This window comes from Colwellia sp. KS18-150 (assembly GCF_057551365.1).
The window spans coordinates 98,921-115,442 of record NZ_BAAJMC010000005.1; the positions used below are offsets into that span (position 1 = coordinate 98,921).

General features: G+C 39.2%; 10 protein-coding genes. 9 read left to right on the forward strand and 1 reads right to left on the reverse strand.

Annotation, left to right across the window (positions count from 1 at the left end; genetic code table 11):
- The first annotated feature begins 161 nt into the window (after positions 1–161).
- From AC27IF_RS09230 to AC27IF_RS09260, 7 genes are all read left to right on the forward strand, one after another.
- Positions 162–3,026 carry a hypothetical protein gene (locus AC27IF_RS09230; protein WP_487053857.1) on the forward strand — a complete coding sequence of 955 codons (2,865 nt, stop codon included), beginning with the start codon at positions 162–164 and terminating at the stop codon, positions 3,024–3,026.
- A 118-nt stretch (positions 3,027–3,144) separates the two neighbouring features.
- Entirely contained in the window at positions 3,145–5,799 is a 2,655-nt protein-coding gene (locus AC27IF_RS09235) for a TonB-dependent receptor domain-containing protein (RefSeq protein WP_487053858.1), read from the forward strand.
- A 208-nt stretch (positions 5,800–6,007) separates the two neighbouring features.
- On the forward strand, positions 6,008–7,327 hold the full coding sequence (locus AC27IF_RS09240; protein WP_487053859.1) for a JmjC domain-containing protein: 1,320 nt from the start codon (positions 6,008–6,010) through the stop codon (positions 7,325–7,327).
- 187 nt (positions 7,328–7,514) lie between these two features.
- Positions 7,515–8,267 (forward strand): TetR/AcrR family transcriptional regulator, encoded by a 753-nt coding sequence (locus AC27IF_RS09245; RefSeq protein ID WP_487053860.1) that lies wholly within the window; start codon positions 7,515–7,517, stop codon positions 8,265–8,267.
- A 106-nt stretch (positions 8,268–8,373) separates the two neighbouring features.
- Positions 8,374–10,710 (forward strand): efflux RND transporter permease subunit, encoded by a 2,337-nt coding sequence (locus tag AC27IF_RS09250; protein ID WP_487053861.1) that lies wholly within the window; start codon positions 8,374–8,376, stop codon positions 10,708–10,710.
- Between the two features lie 41 nt (positions 10,711–10,751).
- Complete coding sequence (locus AC27IF_RS09255) at positions 10,752–11,552, forward strand: outer membrane lipoprotein-sorting protein (protein ID WP_487053862.1); 801 nt, start codon at positions 10,752–10,754, stop codon at positions 11,550–11,552.
- Positions 11,553–12,803: a hypothetical protein gene (locus AC27IF_RS09260; RefSeq protein WP_487053864.1), complete on the forward strand. Its 1,251-nt coding sequence runs from the start codon at positions 11,553–11,555 to the stop codon at positions 12,801–12,803.
- Between the two features lie 76 nt (positions 12,804–12,879).
- Here AC27IF_RS09260 and AC27IF_RS09265 read toward each other — a convergent pair whose 3' ends face one another.
- Positions 12,880–14,001 (reverse strand): polysaccharide lyase family 7 protein, encoded by a 1,122-nt coding sequence (locus AC27IF_RS09265; protein ID WP_487053865.1) that lies wholly within the window; start codon positions 13,999–14,001, stop codon positions 12,880–12,882.
- Positions 14,002–14,286: 285 nt separating this feature from the next.
- On the opposite strand from AC27IF_RS09265, the gene AC27IF_RS09270 reads away from it, so the two are divergent.
- A complete protein-coding gene (locus tag AC27IF_RS09270; RefSeq protein ID WP_487053866.1) occupies positions 14,287–15,087 on the forward strand; it encodes a DUF3450 domain-containing protein in 801 nt (266 codons plus the stop codon).
- A gap of 13 nt (positions 15,088–15,100) precedes the next feature.
- Entirely contained in the window at positions 15,101–16,519 is a 1,419-nt protein-coding gene (locus AC27IF_RS09275) for a MotA/TolQ/ExbB proton channel family protein (RefSeq protein ID WP_487053868.1), read from the forward strand.
- The last annotated feature ends 3 nt before the right edge of the window (positions 16,520–16,522 follow it).

Genomic DNA, 16,522 nt, shown 5'->3' on the forward strand with positions numbered 1-16,522 from the left:
TTTTTTACAGCTTTGTTAAAAGTTGTTGTCATTAAAATGCAATATAACCGTAAATAAATAGTCATATTTCCAAAACATTTCTGTCATTTTTCTCTTGTAGCATGTCGGGCAATTTACTTAATCCCTATATTAAAACAATCAACTCTTCGGAGAGAAACAACATGAAATTGAATAAGTTATTTAAGCAAAGTGCAACGAACGTAGCTATTGTTACCGCTTTATCACTTGGTCTTGCTGCCTGTGGTGGCGACATCAACCTTGAATCTGCAGTCGATAATTCAGTAGGCGATACCACTATCATTAATGAAGGTGATAGCGGCACACCAACGACAGATACAACATTAGCAGGTAAAGCTAACTCTACGTTAAGTACACAAGTATCTACAGCAATGGGTTTTGATGTTCAGGTACAAGTGCTAGATACTCAAATTTCAGAAAATACCACACTAGTTGCCAATGACTCTACTGGCAAGCCGGTAATGTATGCCATCAGTGGCGGTTTAGAAGTCGGCGGAGCAACGTCTGCTAACAAACAAGCACGTGGTGCTGATGATGTTGTGTTAACGATTGAGCCTGGCGCAATTTTATTTGGTCAATCAGGTGGAGATTATTTAGTTATTCATCGTGATGCGAAAATCATGGCTGAAGGTAGTGCATCTAAGCCAATTATCTTGACCTCTTTACAAGATGTTGTTGGTGAAGAAACCGCAGCAGGCCAATGGGGTGGTGTGGTTCTCTTAGGTAATGCACCATCAAATAAGTGTCCGACAGATGGTAGTGACTGTGCTATTCAAGTGGAAGGTGTAGAAGAAGGTGCTGTTTTTGGTGGCACAGACTGGGAAGATGATTCAGGTACATTAAAGTACGTTGTTGTTAAGTATGCCGGTTATGAAATTTCTACTGATAATGAATTAAACGGTATCACGTTCGGCGGTGTTGGCTCAGGTACAACCGTTGATTATATCCAAGTTCATGCCAATGCAGATGATGGTGTTGAGTTTTTCGGTGGTGCGGTCAATGTTAAGCACTTAGTGTTAACTGGCAACCAAGATGATAGCGTTGATTGGGATAACGGCTTTAAAGGCATGTTACAGCACGTATACATTGAACATGCGAGCAATGCGGGTGAAGCAAACCGCGCAATTGAAGCTGATAACGATGGTACAACGCCTGATAAAGAGCCACAATCTAACCCTACAATCGCTAACATGACTATTATTGGTAATAACTTTGATACCGCAGATAAAGACTCAGAAGGTATCTACCTTCGTGAAGGTACTGCCGCTAAAATATTCAATACAGTAGTTACCGGCCCTAGTGAAATGGGTGAGTGTTTAGAGTTTGAAGGTGGTGAGACTTCATCAGTAACAGTTGATAACGCCAACAGCGATAAAATTGTTATCCAAAACTCAATCATGGCTTGTGCAAATGGTGAAAATTTCAAAAATGCTAAAGCTGCTGACGATTCAGTCTTATTAGACCTAGAAGAGTGGTTCCTAGCTGAATCATCAAACAGTGTTTCTACGTCAATCCAAATTGATGAAATAGGTGTTCCGGGCGCTAACTCACCACTTATTGCTGCTGATGCAGGTCAAGATGTTGCGACAACGCAGGATGCTTGGTTCGATACCGTTGACTATATTGGTGCTTTAGACGGTGACAACGACTGGCGTGATGGTTGGGCATTTGGTTTTGGTGGCGGTATCGTCACTGCTGAAGTTGAAGTTGAAGGTTGTCCAGAAGGCACTAGTTCAATTACTCCAGCCGATGGCGCAACAACAACGTGTGAAATTTCAGGTACGATTACAACGGACTTAACCTTAACAGCTAATAACTTATATGCGCTAGATGGTGCGGTATTTGTCGGTAATGATAAAGCGGATAGTGCCACATTAACCATTGAAGCGGGTACTAAAGTTTTTGGTCGCTCAGGTGAAGATTACTTAGTAGTAAGCCGTGACTCACAAATTCAAGCTAACGGCACGGCAACTAAGCCTATTACGTTCACCTCAAGTGAAGATATAGCAGGTGAAACAACAGGTCATGGCCAATGGGGCGGAATTGTTCTACTTGGTAATGCTCAATCAAACAAGTGTCCATCAGACGGTAGTGATTGTGCTCTGCAAGTTGAAGGTGTTCAAGAAGGTGCCGTATTTGGTGGTACTGATGATTCAGATAGCTCAGGTACTTTACGTTATGTTGTTGTTAAGCATGCCGGTTATGAAATCTCTACTGATAATGAATTAAACGGTATTACTTTCGGCGCAGTTGGCTCAGGTACTACGGTTGAATATATTCAGGTTCACGAAAATGCTGATGATGGCATTGAATTTTTTGGTGGTACAGTGAATGTGAAATATGCTGTTTTAACATCAAACCAAGATGACAGTGTTGATTGGGATAATGGTTACCGCGGTAACATGCAATATGTATTAGTGAAGCATGATCCAGAAAATGGTCAAGCTAACCGTGGTATCGAAGCGGATAACGACGGAACTACCCCGAATAAGCAACCACAATCTAACCCAACGATCGCGAACATGACTATCATAGGCAACACTTTTGATACTGCAGATAAAGACTCTGAGGGTATCTACTTACGCGAAGGCACTAAAGCGCAACTACATAACTTTGTTGTGACTAATGCGGCTGGCGAATGTTTCGAATTAGAAGGTGGTGCAACGTCTTCAGTAACCGTTGATCAAGCAGAAGCGGGCGAAACGGTTATTTCTAACTCAGTATTTGCTTGTAGTGAAAACTTCAAAAACGCAAAAGCTGACCAAGATACTGATGATACCAGTGATGACGTAGCGTTAAATGACCTTGAAGATTGGGTATTAAACCAAAATGCTGATAACAGCACTGCCGCTGACATGGACGCAGTATTAGACGGCATTTTCACTATAGATACTACTACGTCGAAAGACTTCTCTGGTGATGCATTCTTCGACAATGCTGATCACATTGGTGCGGTAAGCTCAGACAATGACTGGACTGCTGGTTGGACTGTAGGTTTAGACGACTAGTCTACCTAAACAGAGTGCTGTAGTTGCTTTTACTTTAACTACTACAGCATTTCATACCAACTTCATAACTATGTGAAGTTGGTATTCATGTTCAAACATCGAATTCATGAGGTTTATAATGAATACTAAGTTCAAATCTTTCGCCTTATCAACACTGACCGTTGCCATTATGTCAACAACAGGGCAAGTGATAGCGCAAGAAGATGACAGTCAAGCCATGGAAGAAGTAGTGGTGAAGGCGAGTCGCTTAAAAGGTACAGCCAGTGCTGTAATGCAAGAGCGTAAAAACCAAGCCTTCGTTGCCGACATCCTAGGCGCAGAGCAAATTTCTCGAACAGGTGATTCAGATGCGGCAGCAGCACTTCGCCGTGTAACAGGTATTACCTTAGTTGATGGTAAATTTATCTATGTACGTGGCTTAGGGGAGCGCTTCTCTAGCACCCAATTAAATGGCGCCGCAGTTCCAAGTCCAGATCCGACACGAACTGTTATTCCATTAGATTTATTTCCATCAAGTATTATCGAATCACTTTCAGTACAAAAATCTTATTCACCGAGTATGCCTGCGCATTTTGCTGGTGGTAATGTTGATGTTCGCTTAAAAACCATCCCGTCTGATTTTGTTTTTAAAGTTAAAGGTAAACTCGGTGCCAATACTAACAACTTTGACGATGGCCTAACTTATAATGGCGGCGATGATGATTGGTATGGCATTGATGATGGCACACGTGAAGCGCCAGCTGATTTACAACAGCTATGGAATAGCTACACGCCAATTAATGACATGAGTCAAGAAGACAACCGTTTAGTGGCTGCACAGTTAAATCGTGATTATGATCCTGTCAAAGAGAGCATCAACCCAAATACAGGCTTTGATGTAACCTTAGGGAATAAGTTTGATTTTGATGATTATCGCTTAGGTTTTTTATCCGCTGTATCTTACGATAATAAGTGGGAAGTATCTGAAGGTTATGAAGGTCAGGACTTTACGCAAGGCTCTGAAGGTCAATGGTCACTTGTACGTGGTTTTGATGATGTAGAAACCACAGAGCACTCAGTGCGCTTTTCAGGCATGATGAGTGTGGGTGTTGAGTATCGCCGTGATCACCGAATTGATTTCACCTCACTTATTTTACATGATACCCGTGATGAAATTAGTGATAAACGTGGTAATACCAATAACGTCACTATTACTGATGGTTTACGTGTTCGTGATACTGAAGTGATTTACGAAGAGCGTGAAATGATCACCAACCAAATACGTGGTACTCACAATCTAAATGATTGGTGGGGATTAGGGGTTGATTGGTTCTACTCTGATTCTCGCTCAAATCGTTATGCGCCCGGTAATATTGAAACACGTTACATTATTGCCGATGGCTCTAATGGACAACCTGAAGATGGCATTTTTGATTATATTAATGAAAGCTCATTAAGAAATGCCAATACGGCGACACGTTATACTTTTCAAAATCTAGATGATGAAGTTGAAAACTATGGCTATAACATGTCATTGCCGTTTACGGTAGATACCACGGAGATAGAGCTGAAATTTGGTGGTAACTTTATTACTAAATCTCGTGAAGCTTTTGCTCGTCGAATTGATATAAATACCTTGGCGTTTGATGAGTTAGATTTAACCGGTCATCAGTTAAATAACATCTTAACTGATGATGTTATGTTAAATCATGATCTTCGTTCTAATGAATTGATCATGCGTGATACCTCGGTTGAAGGTGATGATTATTACTCGGGACAAATGATAGATGCTTATTATTTTGAAGCTGATTTCTTCTTCGATAATAAATGGCGCTTAACCGGAGGCTTGCGTTGGGAAGACTTCAGACAAGTTGTTGCACCACTTGACCCTGCGACAGGTAAATTTGATTTACCGGCTGAGCCAACAGAAGAAGATTTAGAGAATTTAACCTTTAAAGAAGATGATCTTTTTGGCGCCTTAGCATTAACTTATGTACTTAATGAGGAAATGCAATTTAGAGCGTCAGTCGGTCAAACGACTATTCGCCCAGATTTACGTGAAGTAGCACCTGCAACCTATATTGACCCATTAACAGGTTATCCAATAGGTGGTACGCCAGGTGTAGAAAGTACCGATATTCTTAACTATGATTTACGTTGGGAATGGTACCTTGAAACCGGTGAAAACTTATCTGTTGGCTTGTTCTATAAAGATATGGACCAGCCGATTGAAGCGGTACAATCACCTTCTCAAGATGGTCCGCCACTTATTCGTATTGCGAATGCTGAAGATGGATATGTGTACGGTATTGAAATGGAGTTTCTTAAAGATTTCACTTTCTTAGGTGGTATCGGTGAAGACTTCTTCTTATCAGGTAACGTCACATTAAGTGATTCTGAAATTAATATCGATACTCAGCGTGTTGTTGAGCAAACAGGTGTTTCTACCAGTATCACTAACCCGACACGTCGTATGACTGGGCATTCAGAATACGTAGTTAACTTTAACCTTGGTTGGGATGCTCCCAATGGTAATCACAGTGCAACCATGGCATATAATGTTTTTGGTGAGCGAATTATCGTGCCAGGTATCGACGACAAGGATGATACTTACGAGCAACCATTCCACTCATTAGATTTGGTTTATACCTATTACCCAACATATTCTTCAACGTTAACGTTTAAAGTACAGAATATGCTAGGTGAAGATAAAGCATTGGAGTTTGAAGATACTTTATTTCAAAGCCAAACCAAAGGTACTCGCTTTGAAATAGCACTACAGTATGAGTTCTAATGTTTTGAATAATATTCACATAACAATGTAATTTATATTGTTTATCAAAACCTAAATATAGAAAGGCACTTGTAGTATAAAGTGCCTTTTTTTAGCTGTTCTGATAACTTAATAATAATGTATTTGCTCGTTTTCTTATGGCCTAATTAGTTGATATTTGTTATAAATATTAAGAAAATAATCCTGATACTAACAATAGTAGAAAACTATGCAGAGAATAGACTTCCGCACTTTACTTGATAATGCCGCTAACGAAGAGCCTCCTACGCTTGATGCTGTAGATGGGCGTGAGCTTGATGCCCTTATAAATCCTATTTCCCGTGAAAAGTTTATTAATTCGTATTTTTCGAAAGTCTCTTTGAATGTTGAAGGCTCACCTCAAAAGTTTAATCAAATTTTTAGTTGGGGAAAGTTAAATCAAGCCCTTATACGTGGTGATAGCCTTACCAATAAAAACTATAATATCAAGGCGTCATTTACCCAAGGAGAAGACACCGGAAGCCTAAAAGAGGTGACAGAAGTAAATAGTAGTCAAGCAATCGAGGTGCTAAATAGCGGCGGAACAATTTGTATTTCAAATATCCAAATGTCTGATCCGTTTCTTGCGAAATGGGCACTAGCAATTTGTGCGCAACTTAACTTTACCGGTACAGTAGGTATCAATTGTTATGTTTCGGCTGATGGCTCAGGTTTCCCCATGCATTATGATGCTAGAGTTGCTACAAGTATTCAGATCGCTGGGGAGAAACGATGGAAATATTCCACTGAATCAGCGAAGCAGTGGCCTAAAACAAATGCCATTTATCAAGAGGGAAAAACAACTAGTGAAGTTGGAAAGCTACCCGCAGATATGGATTTTCGGGAAGTTGTTTTAAAGCAGGGAGACATGCTTTGTTTACCTGCTGGTGCTTGGCACTGCGCTCGTGGAGTCGGGTATTCTCTGGCTCTTAATCTCTCTTTTTCGCCTCAGAATTACCTTGATCACCTTATGCCAATACTTAAGCATTTCGCCGACTCAAGCCCTCAGTGGCGAGGTGGTCCGCCAGCTACAGTCGAAAAAATTCAAGGTAGTGTGCCGAAGACGGTTTCAACGTACGTACAAGAACGCCTCAATGAATTTCATGAATTAGTAAAACGGGATATAAGCAGTAGCGATGCACTCGTTGAACCTTGGTTAAGCTCATTAACACGCGCATCTTATACGGGTAATCGTACAAAAGTAAGGTCCATACCTGATATTACACCTAAGCAATTATTTCTTATTTCGTCTCCTCCGTTTCGCTATATTGAATTTCAAGATATGTTATTAGTCTCTTTCAATAATGAAATACATAGATTTCCAGTCAATTTAATTACTATTTTTGACCGACTGGCATCAAATTCAGCGGCTTTTACCATACCTGAAATATTGTTATTACAACAAAAATCCAAAAGTTTGACACAAGGTCAAGCCATACATTATATGCAAGTATTGTATAAGTTTGGTATTATTTCTCTAGTAAAATCAATAGATAGTAATTTTTCTTAACTCAATAGATAGGCGGTTGTTTATCATTTTTCGCCTTGCAAATACTTCAACTAAATACTGACATTCACATTTCTGTAGTAACTCTTTTATACAATTGAGTTACATTTTTCTTGATCTTTTTTCTTAATCTTTTATTATTGACGAATCGTCAGTGACGTTTCGTCACTGATAATTACTGAAGTAACTTATGACACCTAGAAAATTAGAAAAAACAGATTTACAAGATAGAGAGCAGCAAATTATTGATGCGGCTATTAAGCTGATTGGTCAGCAGGGTATCGAACATCTAACAATGGATAAAGTGGTTGCTCAAGTGCCTTTCTCAAAAGGGACTGTGTATAAACATTTTGCGGGTAAAGAGGATTTACTGTTAGCGATTAGTAATCAAGCGATTATGTTGTTAGCCGATTTCTTTTGGCGAGCTTTTCAATTTGAAGGCTGTGCGCGTGAGCGTATGTTGCTATTAAATTTTTCTTATTTATTGTACGCCATTATTAATCCTGAACTTTTTCAAACGGCTATATGTGGTAAAGCGCCGAATGTTTCTGGAAAGTCCAGTGAAGAGCGGTTAAAAGAGCAAGAGCAGTTAGAAATAAAGCTGTTAGGAGCGATACATGGCATTGTTGAATCTGCCATAAAGGATAAAAGCTTAATCCTGCCAGCCTACATGGATATTCAGCAATTGTGTTTTGCCAATTGGTCAATGGCCTTTGGCACTATTACATTACTTTCTGGTGAAGTAGAAGAATGTAGCGGACGCACTAATCTAATTGTTGAACGAGAGTTATTTAACCAAAGCAATTTGTTATTTGATGGCTTGCAATGGAAGCCGCTAACAAAAGACAAACTGCACTGTAGTGAATTAAAAGGAGTGCTTGAACAAGTTTTCCCAAATGAACTCAAGCTAATTAAAGACAAGGGTAGAGATTTGAATTTCTAACCTTAACTTGTTGAAAAAATACTATAAAAATGCGGAATCCCTCCGTATTTTTTTAAAAAACTTAATGACGGTTCGTCATCTATAAAGAAAACATAAGGAAATAATCATGAGAGATAAACTCTATAATTTCGTCGCAAAATATCCAATATGGGTAATACTTGCGTGTATTACCTTTGTTGTTATTGCGGCATCAGGCGCTCAAAATCTGGTGTTCAAAAATGATTACCGGGTATTTTTTGGTAAAGAAAACCCACAATTAACCGCTTTTGAATCAATGCAGAATATCTATAACAAAACAGATAATGTTGCTTTTGTTGTGGTACCTAAAGATGGTGATGTTTTTACAAAAGCGCATTTAAACGCGTTAAAGTCATTAACGAAAGAAAGCTGGCAGGTCCCTTTTTCAACCCGTGTTGATTCAGTCACTAACTTCCAATATACCTATGCGGAAGAGGATGACATGATTGTTGAAGATTTGGTGATGAATACCAGTAACCTATCCATAGCCGCACTTGATAAGATCAGAAACATTGCCATTAATGAACCCTTGTTAGTTAACAAGATCATTTCTAGTACCGGTCATGTTTCAGTGGTTAACGTTACTGTGCAATTACCTGGCATTGCGCCTCTGACTGAAACGCCGCAAGTAGCGGAAAGCGTCAGAGCAATTAAAGCGAAATTCCTCGCAGAATACCCTGATACCGAAGTGTATTTATCTGGCATGATTATGATGAATACCTCATTCACAGAATCAGCATTAGATGACAACGCCACCTTAATTCCACTGATGTTTTTAGTGGTTATTGTTGCTATTGGTTTATTACTTCGTACCATCACTGGCACAATCGCGACAGTGCTTATTATTATCATCAGTATTGTTACAACCATGGGACTTGCCGGTTGGTTAGGTTTTTATTTAACAGGGCCTTCTGCCTCAGCACCAACCATGATACTCACTTTAGCGGTTGCTGATTGTATTCACATTTTAACCTCGATGTTTTATGAAATGCGTCAAGGTGCTGATAAACGTACTGCTATTGCGCGTAGCATTAAGATTAATTTTCAACCGATTTTGCTCACCAGTGTTACTACCGCTATCGGTTTTTTAAGTATGAACTTCTCTGACTCACCACCATTTAGAGATTTAGGTAATCTAGTGGCAATGGGAGTCATGCTGGCCTTTTTCTTCTCTGTTACTATTTTCCCTGCCTTATTAACGGTATTACCAGTTCGAATTAAAGCACAAGCAGAAAACAAAAAAGATAGCATGGCTAAGCTTGCGGATTTTGTCATTCGTAAGCGTCGTACATTACTTATATTGACGAGTGTTATCATTCTAGCCACAGCCGCTTTTATTCCTAAAAATGAATTAAACGATGACTTTGTCAAATATTTCGATGAAACAGTCCCTTACCGCGCGGCAACAGATTACATGCAAGAAAACCTCTCTGGCATGATGTCGGTTGAGATCTCAGTGAAAACCGGTGTTAGCAGTGGTATCAACGATCCTCAATATTTAAACACAGTTTCAGATTTTACCGATTGGTTGCGCCAGCGCGCTGAAACGGATCATGTAAATACCATTACCGATACCTTAAAGCGCTTAAATAAGAATATGCATGGTGATGATCCTGCTTGGTATAAATTACCTGACAGCCAAGAGTTGTCAGCGCAGTACTTATTGCTTTATGAAATGTCTTTACCTTATGGCTTAGATTTAAATAACCAATTAGATGTTGATAAATCTTCATCTCGCGTTGTGGCCACATTTAAGAACATGACCAGTAATGAATTGATTAATATTGAGCAAGACATGCGTGCTTGGTTTGTAGAGCATGCACCACAATATGAGGTTGACTTTGCTAGCCCAAGTTTAATGTTTGCGCATATTGGTCAACGTAATATTACTAGTATGCTCATCGGGACAACTTTTGCCTTAGTTCTTATTTCAATATTGCTTGGTATTGCGCTAAAAAGTGTTCGTTTTGGTCTGATCAGTTTACTTCCTAACTTGATACCAGCCGCAATGGCATTTGGTGTCTGGGGCTTGTATAGCGGACAAGTTGGATTAGGCCTGTCTGTAGTTATTGGCATGACATTAGGCATTGTAGTTGATGATACCGTACATTTTTTAAGTAAGTATCTGCATGCCAAACGTGAAAAAGGTGCCAGTACTGAAGAAGCTGTACATTATGCCTTTGATAATGTTGGGCGCGCGCTTTGGATCACAACCTTTGTGTTAGTTGCCGGATTTAGTGTATTAGCGCAATCATCGTTTAGGATGAATGCTGAGACAGGGCAATTAACCGCAGCCACTATTTTTATCGCTCTGATTGTTGATTTTATCTTCTTACCGCCATTACTCATGGCTATTGATAAGCGTAAATCAAAAAAGCAGGCGTTAAAATCGCTTAACACTAGCGAACAATCAGTCACTGCTTAATTAGCTAAAGTAACCTTAATTTAAAGACAATGGACAATATTATGTTTAATAGAAAATCGATACTGGTATCCCTTACTGCTATAGGGCTATCTCTAATCAGTCAAGGAGCTTTGGCGCTAACTGATGCTGAGCAAAAAGGCTTAAGTATTTCTTTAGAAGTGAAAAAAAGGGATTTAGGTTGGGAAGATAGTACAGCCGATATGGTGATGTTACTTCGTAATAAGCATGGCCAAGAAAGTAGTCGTTCGATAAAAATTAAATCGCTGGAAATAGCGGATGATGGCGACAAAAGTTTAACCATTTTTAATAAACCAAGGGATGTAAAAGGCACGGCATTTTTAAGTTTTTCACATCCTGTGGCAGCAGACGACCAATGGTTATTTTTACCGGCATTAAAACGGGTTAAACGTATCTCTTCTCGTAATAAATCAGGGCCATTTATGGGCTCTGAATTTGCATTTGAAGATTTAAGCTCGTTTGAAGTTGAAAAATACAGCTACAAATATCTGGCAGATGAAGAGGTTCATGGCCTATTGAGTTTTAAAGTGGAGCAACACCCAGTTGATGAGAATTCGGGTTATACAAAACGCGTGGTTTGGTACGACAAAGATGAATATCGCGTGCAAAAAGTTGACTTTTATGATCGAAAAAATACTTTATTAAAAACGTTATCATTTACTGAGTATGAACAATACCTTGATAAACATTGGCGTGCGAATGTTCAGCATATGGTGAATCACCAAAATGGTAAAAGCACCGAACTTCAATGGAGCAATTATCAATTTAAAACCGGTTTGAAAGATTCTGATTTCAATCGTAACTCATTGAAAAGAGCTCGATAAATGTCTGGTAAAAAAACGAGGTTATCTAGCGTTAAAGCCGTGAAGCACTTTACTGTGCTGACGGCTCTTTGTGCCAGTACAGCTTTTGCCGCTGAATTTGATTTCTCGGGTAAAGTTGCACTAGAGCAAAGGTACTTTTTTAAAGACGCACAATATGAACAGCAATTTGATCATGGACAAACGTCGGTTGTGCTTGAGCCAGAATTGTATTGGAGTTGGAATGATGGCTTTGATAGCATTATTTTTACGCCATTTTATCGCGCAGACAGTCAAGACGATAATCGTCAACATGCTGATATTAGAGAGTTGGCGTATGTTCACGCCGCTGATGATTGGGAAATCAGATTAGGTATTCGCAAAGAGTTCTGGGGAGTCACTGAATTTCAACACCTTGTTGATGTCATTAATCAAACTGACGGCGTAGAAGATTTTGATGGTGAAGATAAATTAGGCCAACAAATGGTTAATTTATCTTTGGTTAATGATTGGGGCATTGTTGATGTATTTTTATTACCGGGTTTTCGCGAGCGTACCTTTGCCAGTGAAGAAGGGCGGTTACGAGGCCCATTAGTCGTTGATAAAAATAACGTTAACTATGAGTCTTCAGCAGGTCAACAGCATTTAGATTTTGCACTGCGTTGGTCTCACAGTTTAGGTGATTTTGACATTGGCAGTTACTGGTTTCACGGCACCAACCGTGATCCTATATTAACGCCGGTTATGCAAGGTGATACTTTAGGACTTCAGCAATACTATAATCAAATGGACCAGTTAGGGCTTGATATACAGGCCACACTTGGTGACTGGTTATGGAAGTTTGAAAGTATCTATAGGGATACCAGTTATGAAAGCTTTGTTGCTACGCAAGCGGGTTTCGAATATAGCTTTATTGGTGTGTTTGAGTCGAATTATGATTTAGGTTTACTCACTGAATATGCTTGGGATTCTCGTGGTGTCGTTGATTTAAATACTGTGGAGTTTGGCAAGTCTGGCTCCCTTTATCAAAATGATGTGTTTTTTGGCGCACGATTAGCCTTAAATGATATGCAAAGTACTGAAGTTTTGATGGGGATTGGCAGTGATTTAGATCACAGTGCTAGTAGCTTCTTACTTGAAGCGAGTCGACGCTTTGGTGACAGTTTTAAAGTGAGTTTAGATGTACGTTTATTACAAAGCTCAGAAACGTTAGATACTGCTTTTACACTACGTAATGATGATCATACTCAATTAGCAGTTGAATGGTATTTTTAAAAACAGGTTAAAATGAGATTAAAAAGGCATTTGGTGATCACCAAGTGCCTTTTTGTATTTTTAAATTTTGCTAAAATTATTGAGTCTTAGGTGCTGAGCTAGGGCTAAGTACCAAGTTGCTAAAGGTAACTTGCGTATAATCACCATTCGCTTTATCGGTTTTCCAGTCACCAGTACCTAAACAGGCAGCGTACCAAATTCCCGGCGCATCTTTAGTACTACATTGATTATAAGCACCGGCTTTAAAGTACATCCAGTCGCCGATATAACCAAATTTATTGTCTTTATTATCCGCTTTACCATACGCGTCAACGTTATTGGATAAATTTATAGAATAGTTAACAGTTGGTTTTCCAGGTGCGCTAAACGTTAAGTACATGGTGTTTTCATGTAAGTTAATTTCATAACTAAACTCTTCACCGAGTGCGATACCTTTTTCGCCAGGCTCTGTAGCGTCTGTCCAAATATTTCCCCAAACAGGATAAGTGATATCCGTTCTGTCAGGGTTATCCTTCGCTAAATTTCTTTCATAATTCCAAAACACTGAGCCTTTATCGTGATTTGGCCATTTTTTATAATAGATTTTAATAGGCTCATTTCCCCAGCCAAAATCTATGCCTTTTGCCATTAGCGCTTTATCTTTACCTGCGTGAATTTGGCCGACAACAACTGAATAGGCAGCAGGTTTAGTGGTGTTTTTTGCTCTAAGGGCAACATGATCAACTTTTAACGTGGCGTTCATTTTTCCGCCGACTGAAGCAAAACGCTGTGAGAATGGGTGTGCTGCGATGACAAAGTTATTACCAGGGTGACTAGTTTTAATGCGAGTACTAGAGCCACGTAACATTTGGCGTAACTCGCTACGTGTATTGCTTGAATTAGCCGTTGTAATAGCTTTGTTCGGTGCAGTAAAAACCATACCGCCATTTTCATCAAGGTAAAAGAAATCTGGATGTGAATAACTTTGCATTTTTTTAACGCTTATTTCATCAATCTTACCATTATTGTCTAAATCAACGGGAACGTTCATTTTCCAATGTGACAAATCAAATTTATCGGCGGGAACTGTTTGATTAGTGTTAGCCGTTGTTGAGGCTTGTTTATCTACGTTATTACTCGCGCACGATATAAGTAAAGCAGCGGATAAAGGCAGCATGGTGAAAGATAAAATTGCATTTTTTATTCGGTTATTAGTCATGATGTTCTCTTTATTCGAAATAGCAGTGAATGTCGCGATCTTATTAGATTAGTTGATAATCTATCATACCAATAGCTGTAGATAAAGGTTACCAATAATTTATTTTGGTAATGTTGTTTGGTGGGTTTGTAATTAAGAGGAAAAAATAGAAAAAGCGTATAGATAACAGGATTCATAAAACTGAAATATTACTGCAATCTAACTGTCATTTTTTTATCACGTATGTGTCACATTTGATCATTACAATTTGGCACAATTATTTTATGACATGATAAAGGTAAATCGATGAAATTATCCAACCTTGCCAAAGCAAGCATACTGTTAAGCTTAAGTGCGACAACAGTTTTATGCACAGCGGCTAGTGCCAATTCACTTGAACAAAATCAACAGCAACTGGATAAAGTTGTAAATGCTGGTCAACAAATTAATCAATCAGCAAGCAATTCTCAGCTAAAAGTTAATGGTTATACCGAGCAAGTACAATCTAAATTACAGCAATTTAATGGTGTTACTAAAGAGCTAGACGGTTTAAATGTTTATAACCAGCAAATGCAGGCTCAGCTTAATAACCAAGTGGCAGAGTTGGCTCAATTAGCAAAATCGATGGAAGAAGTCAGTGTTATAGAACGTCAAATATCACCCTTAATGGCGCGTATGATTTCGACATTAGCAGATTTTGTTAATCTTGATGTTCCGTTTCTCCCAGAAGAGCGCAGCAAGCGCGTTAACGATTTAAAAGAGATGATGGTTCGTGCTGATATCTCTGTTCCTGAGAAATTTCGCCGCGTGCTAGAAGCCTATCAAATTGAAGTAGATTACGGTCGCACTATCGAAGCTTATAGCGGCCAATTAATGGTTGAAGGTCAACAAATGGACGTTGATTTCTTACGTGTTGGTCGTGTTAGTTTTGTTTACCAAACTCGCGATGGCAGCCGTTTAGGCCAATGGCAGCAAGAAACGGGTCAGTGGCAAACACTTTCTCAAGATTACCGTTTAGGGGTGAATAAAGCATTGAGAATAGCTCGCAAACAACTTGCACCTGATTTGATTATGGTGCCTTTATCTAATACACAAGCCAAGTTATAACAGAGTAAAAATCATGATGACTACTATTAAAAGAAAGCCACTCACTTTGTTTGGCCAAGTGTGTAAAAAAGCAATTTCTACGCTATCTATTTCTGCTGTTTTACTGAGCACTACAGTCTTTGCTCAACAAGCGGCTAACTTAGATGATTTATTAAGCCAGCTTGAACAAGGAAAGGTGGCACAGTCGAAGCAGAATCAAGCACGTGAAGCTGAATTTAAAGGCAAAGTAAATCAACAGCAACACATGTTAAACGAGGTTATTAATCAACGTGACTCTGCACTTAAGTTAAGTGCAACATTAGAGCATGGGTTTGCTGATAACGAAGTGGCATTAGCAAATCAAACTGATGCTTTAGATAAGCGTTTGGGTGAGTTAAAAGAATTGTTTGGTGTTTTACAGCAAGTCTCAGGTGATACCCGTAGCAAATTTCAAACGTCAGTGATTTCAGCGCAAATTCCAGATCGTGGTGTATTTTTAGATGAATTTGCACAAAGCATGGGCTCTAGTAGCAAGCTGGCATCCATCGAAGAAATTGAGCGTTTATGGTTTGAACTACAACGTGAAATGACTCAAAGCGGTAAAATCGAAACGTTCAACCGTGAAGTTGTTTTAGCGAACGGTGAGCGAATCAATGCTGATGTTACTCGTGTTGGTGGTTTTAACTTAATCTCTAACGGTAAATATTTAGAATATATTGATGAAACAGGCTCTGTTGCTGAGTTGATCAGACAGCCAGCAAACCGTTACTTAGCTACAGTTGATGCCTTAACAAATAGCAAAGCAACCACAGCCTTTGCTTTAGACCCAACTGGAGGCTCAATTTTAAGCCTGCTTGTACAAGCACCCGATACCCGTGAGCGTGTCGACCAAGGTGGTGTTGTAGGTTATATCATTTTAGGTATTGGCGCTGTAGGTTTACTTATTGCTTTAGTACGCTTTATCAACTTAGTGTCTGTTGGCTCGAAAGTTAACCGCCAACTTAAATCTGATGAAGCTTCAAGTGATAATCCGCTTGGCCGTGTTATGCAGGTTAAAGATGAAAATCCAAACCTTGATACTGAAACTTTAGAGCTTAAATTATCTGAAGCAATTTTACGTGAGTTACCTAAGTTATCTAGCATGCTAACGCTGATTAAAATTATCTCAGTAGTGGCACCACTCATTGGTTTATTAGGGACGGTAACCGGTATGATCAATACCTTCCAAGCGATTACCTTATTCGGTACTGGCGACCCTAAATTAATGGCGGGTGGTATTTCACAAGCACTTGTTACCACAGTACTTGGCTTAGTTGTCGCTATACCAATGGTATTCCTATTCGCTTATTTAAACAGTCGTAGCAAAAACATCATTAATGTTTTACAGCAAGAAAGCACAGGTATTATCGCACAACGCTCTGAAAATGCTGAATTAGCAGGGCAAGGAGCGTAATCC

Coding starts and splice junctions, on each gene's coding strand:
- AC27IF_RS09230 (WP_487053857.1), top strand. CDS start 162: ATGAAATTGAATAAGTTATTTAAGCAAAGTGCAACGAACGTAGCTATT.
- AC27IF_RS09235 (WP_487053858.1), top strand. CDS start 3,145: ATGAATACTAAGTTCAAATCTTTCGCCTTATCAACACTGACCGTTGCC.
- AC27IF_RS09240 (WP_487053859.1), top strand. CDS start 6,008: ATGCAGAGAATAGACTTCCGCACTTTACTTGATAATGCCGCTAACGAA.
- AC27IF_RS09245 (WP_487053860.1), top strand. CDS start 7,515: ATGACACCTAGAAAATTAGAAAAAACAGATTTACAAGATAGAGAGCAG.
- AC27IF_RS09250 (WP_487053861.1), top strand. CDS start 8,374: ATGAGAGATAAACTCTATAATTTCGTCGCAAAATATCCAATATGGGTA.
- AC27IF_RS09255 (WP_487053862.1), top strand. CDS start 10,752: ATGTTTAATAGAAAATCGATACTGGTATCCCTTACTGCTATAGGGCTA.
- AC27IF_RS09260 (WP_487053864.1), top strand. CDS start 11,553: ATGTCTGGTAAAAAAACGAGGTTATCTAGCGTTAAAGCCGTGAAGCAC.
- AC27IF_RS09265 (WP_487053865.1), bottom strand. CDS start 14,001: ATGACTAATAACCGAATAAAAAATGCAATTTTATCTTTCACCATGCTG.
- AC27IF_RS09270 (WP_487053866.1), top strand. CDS start 14,287: ATGAAATTATCCAACCTTGCCAAAGCAAGCATACTGTTAAGCTTAAGT.
- AC27IF_RS09275 (WP_487053868.1), top strand. CDS start 15,101: ATGATGACTACTATTAAAAGAAAGCCACTCACTTTGTTTGGCCAAGTG.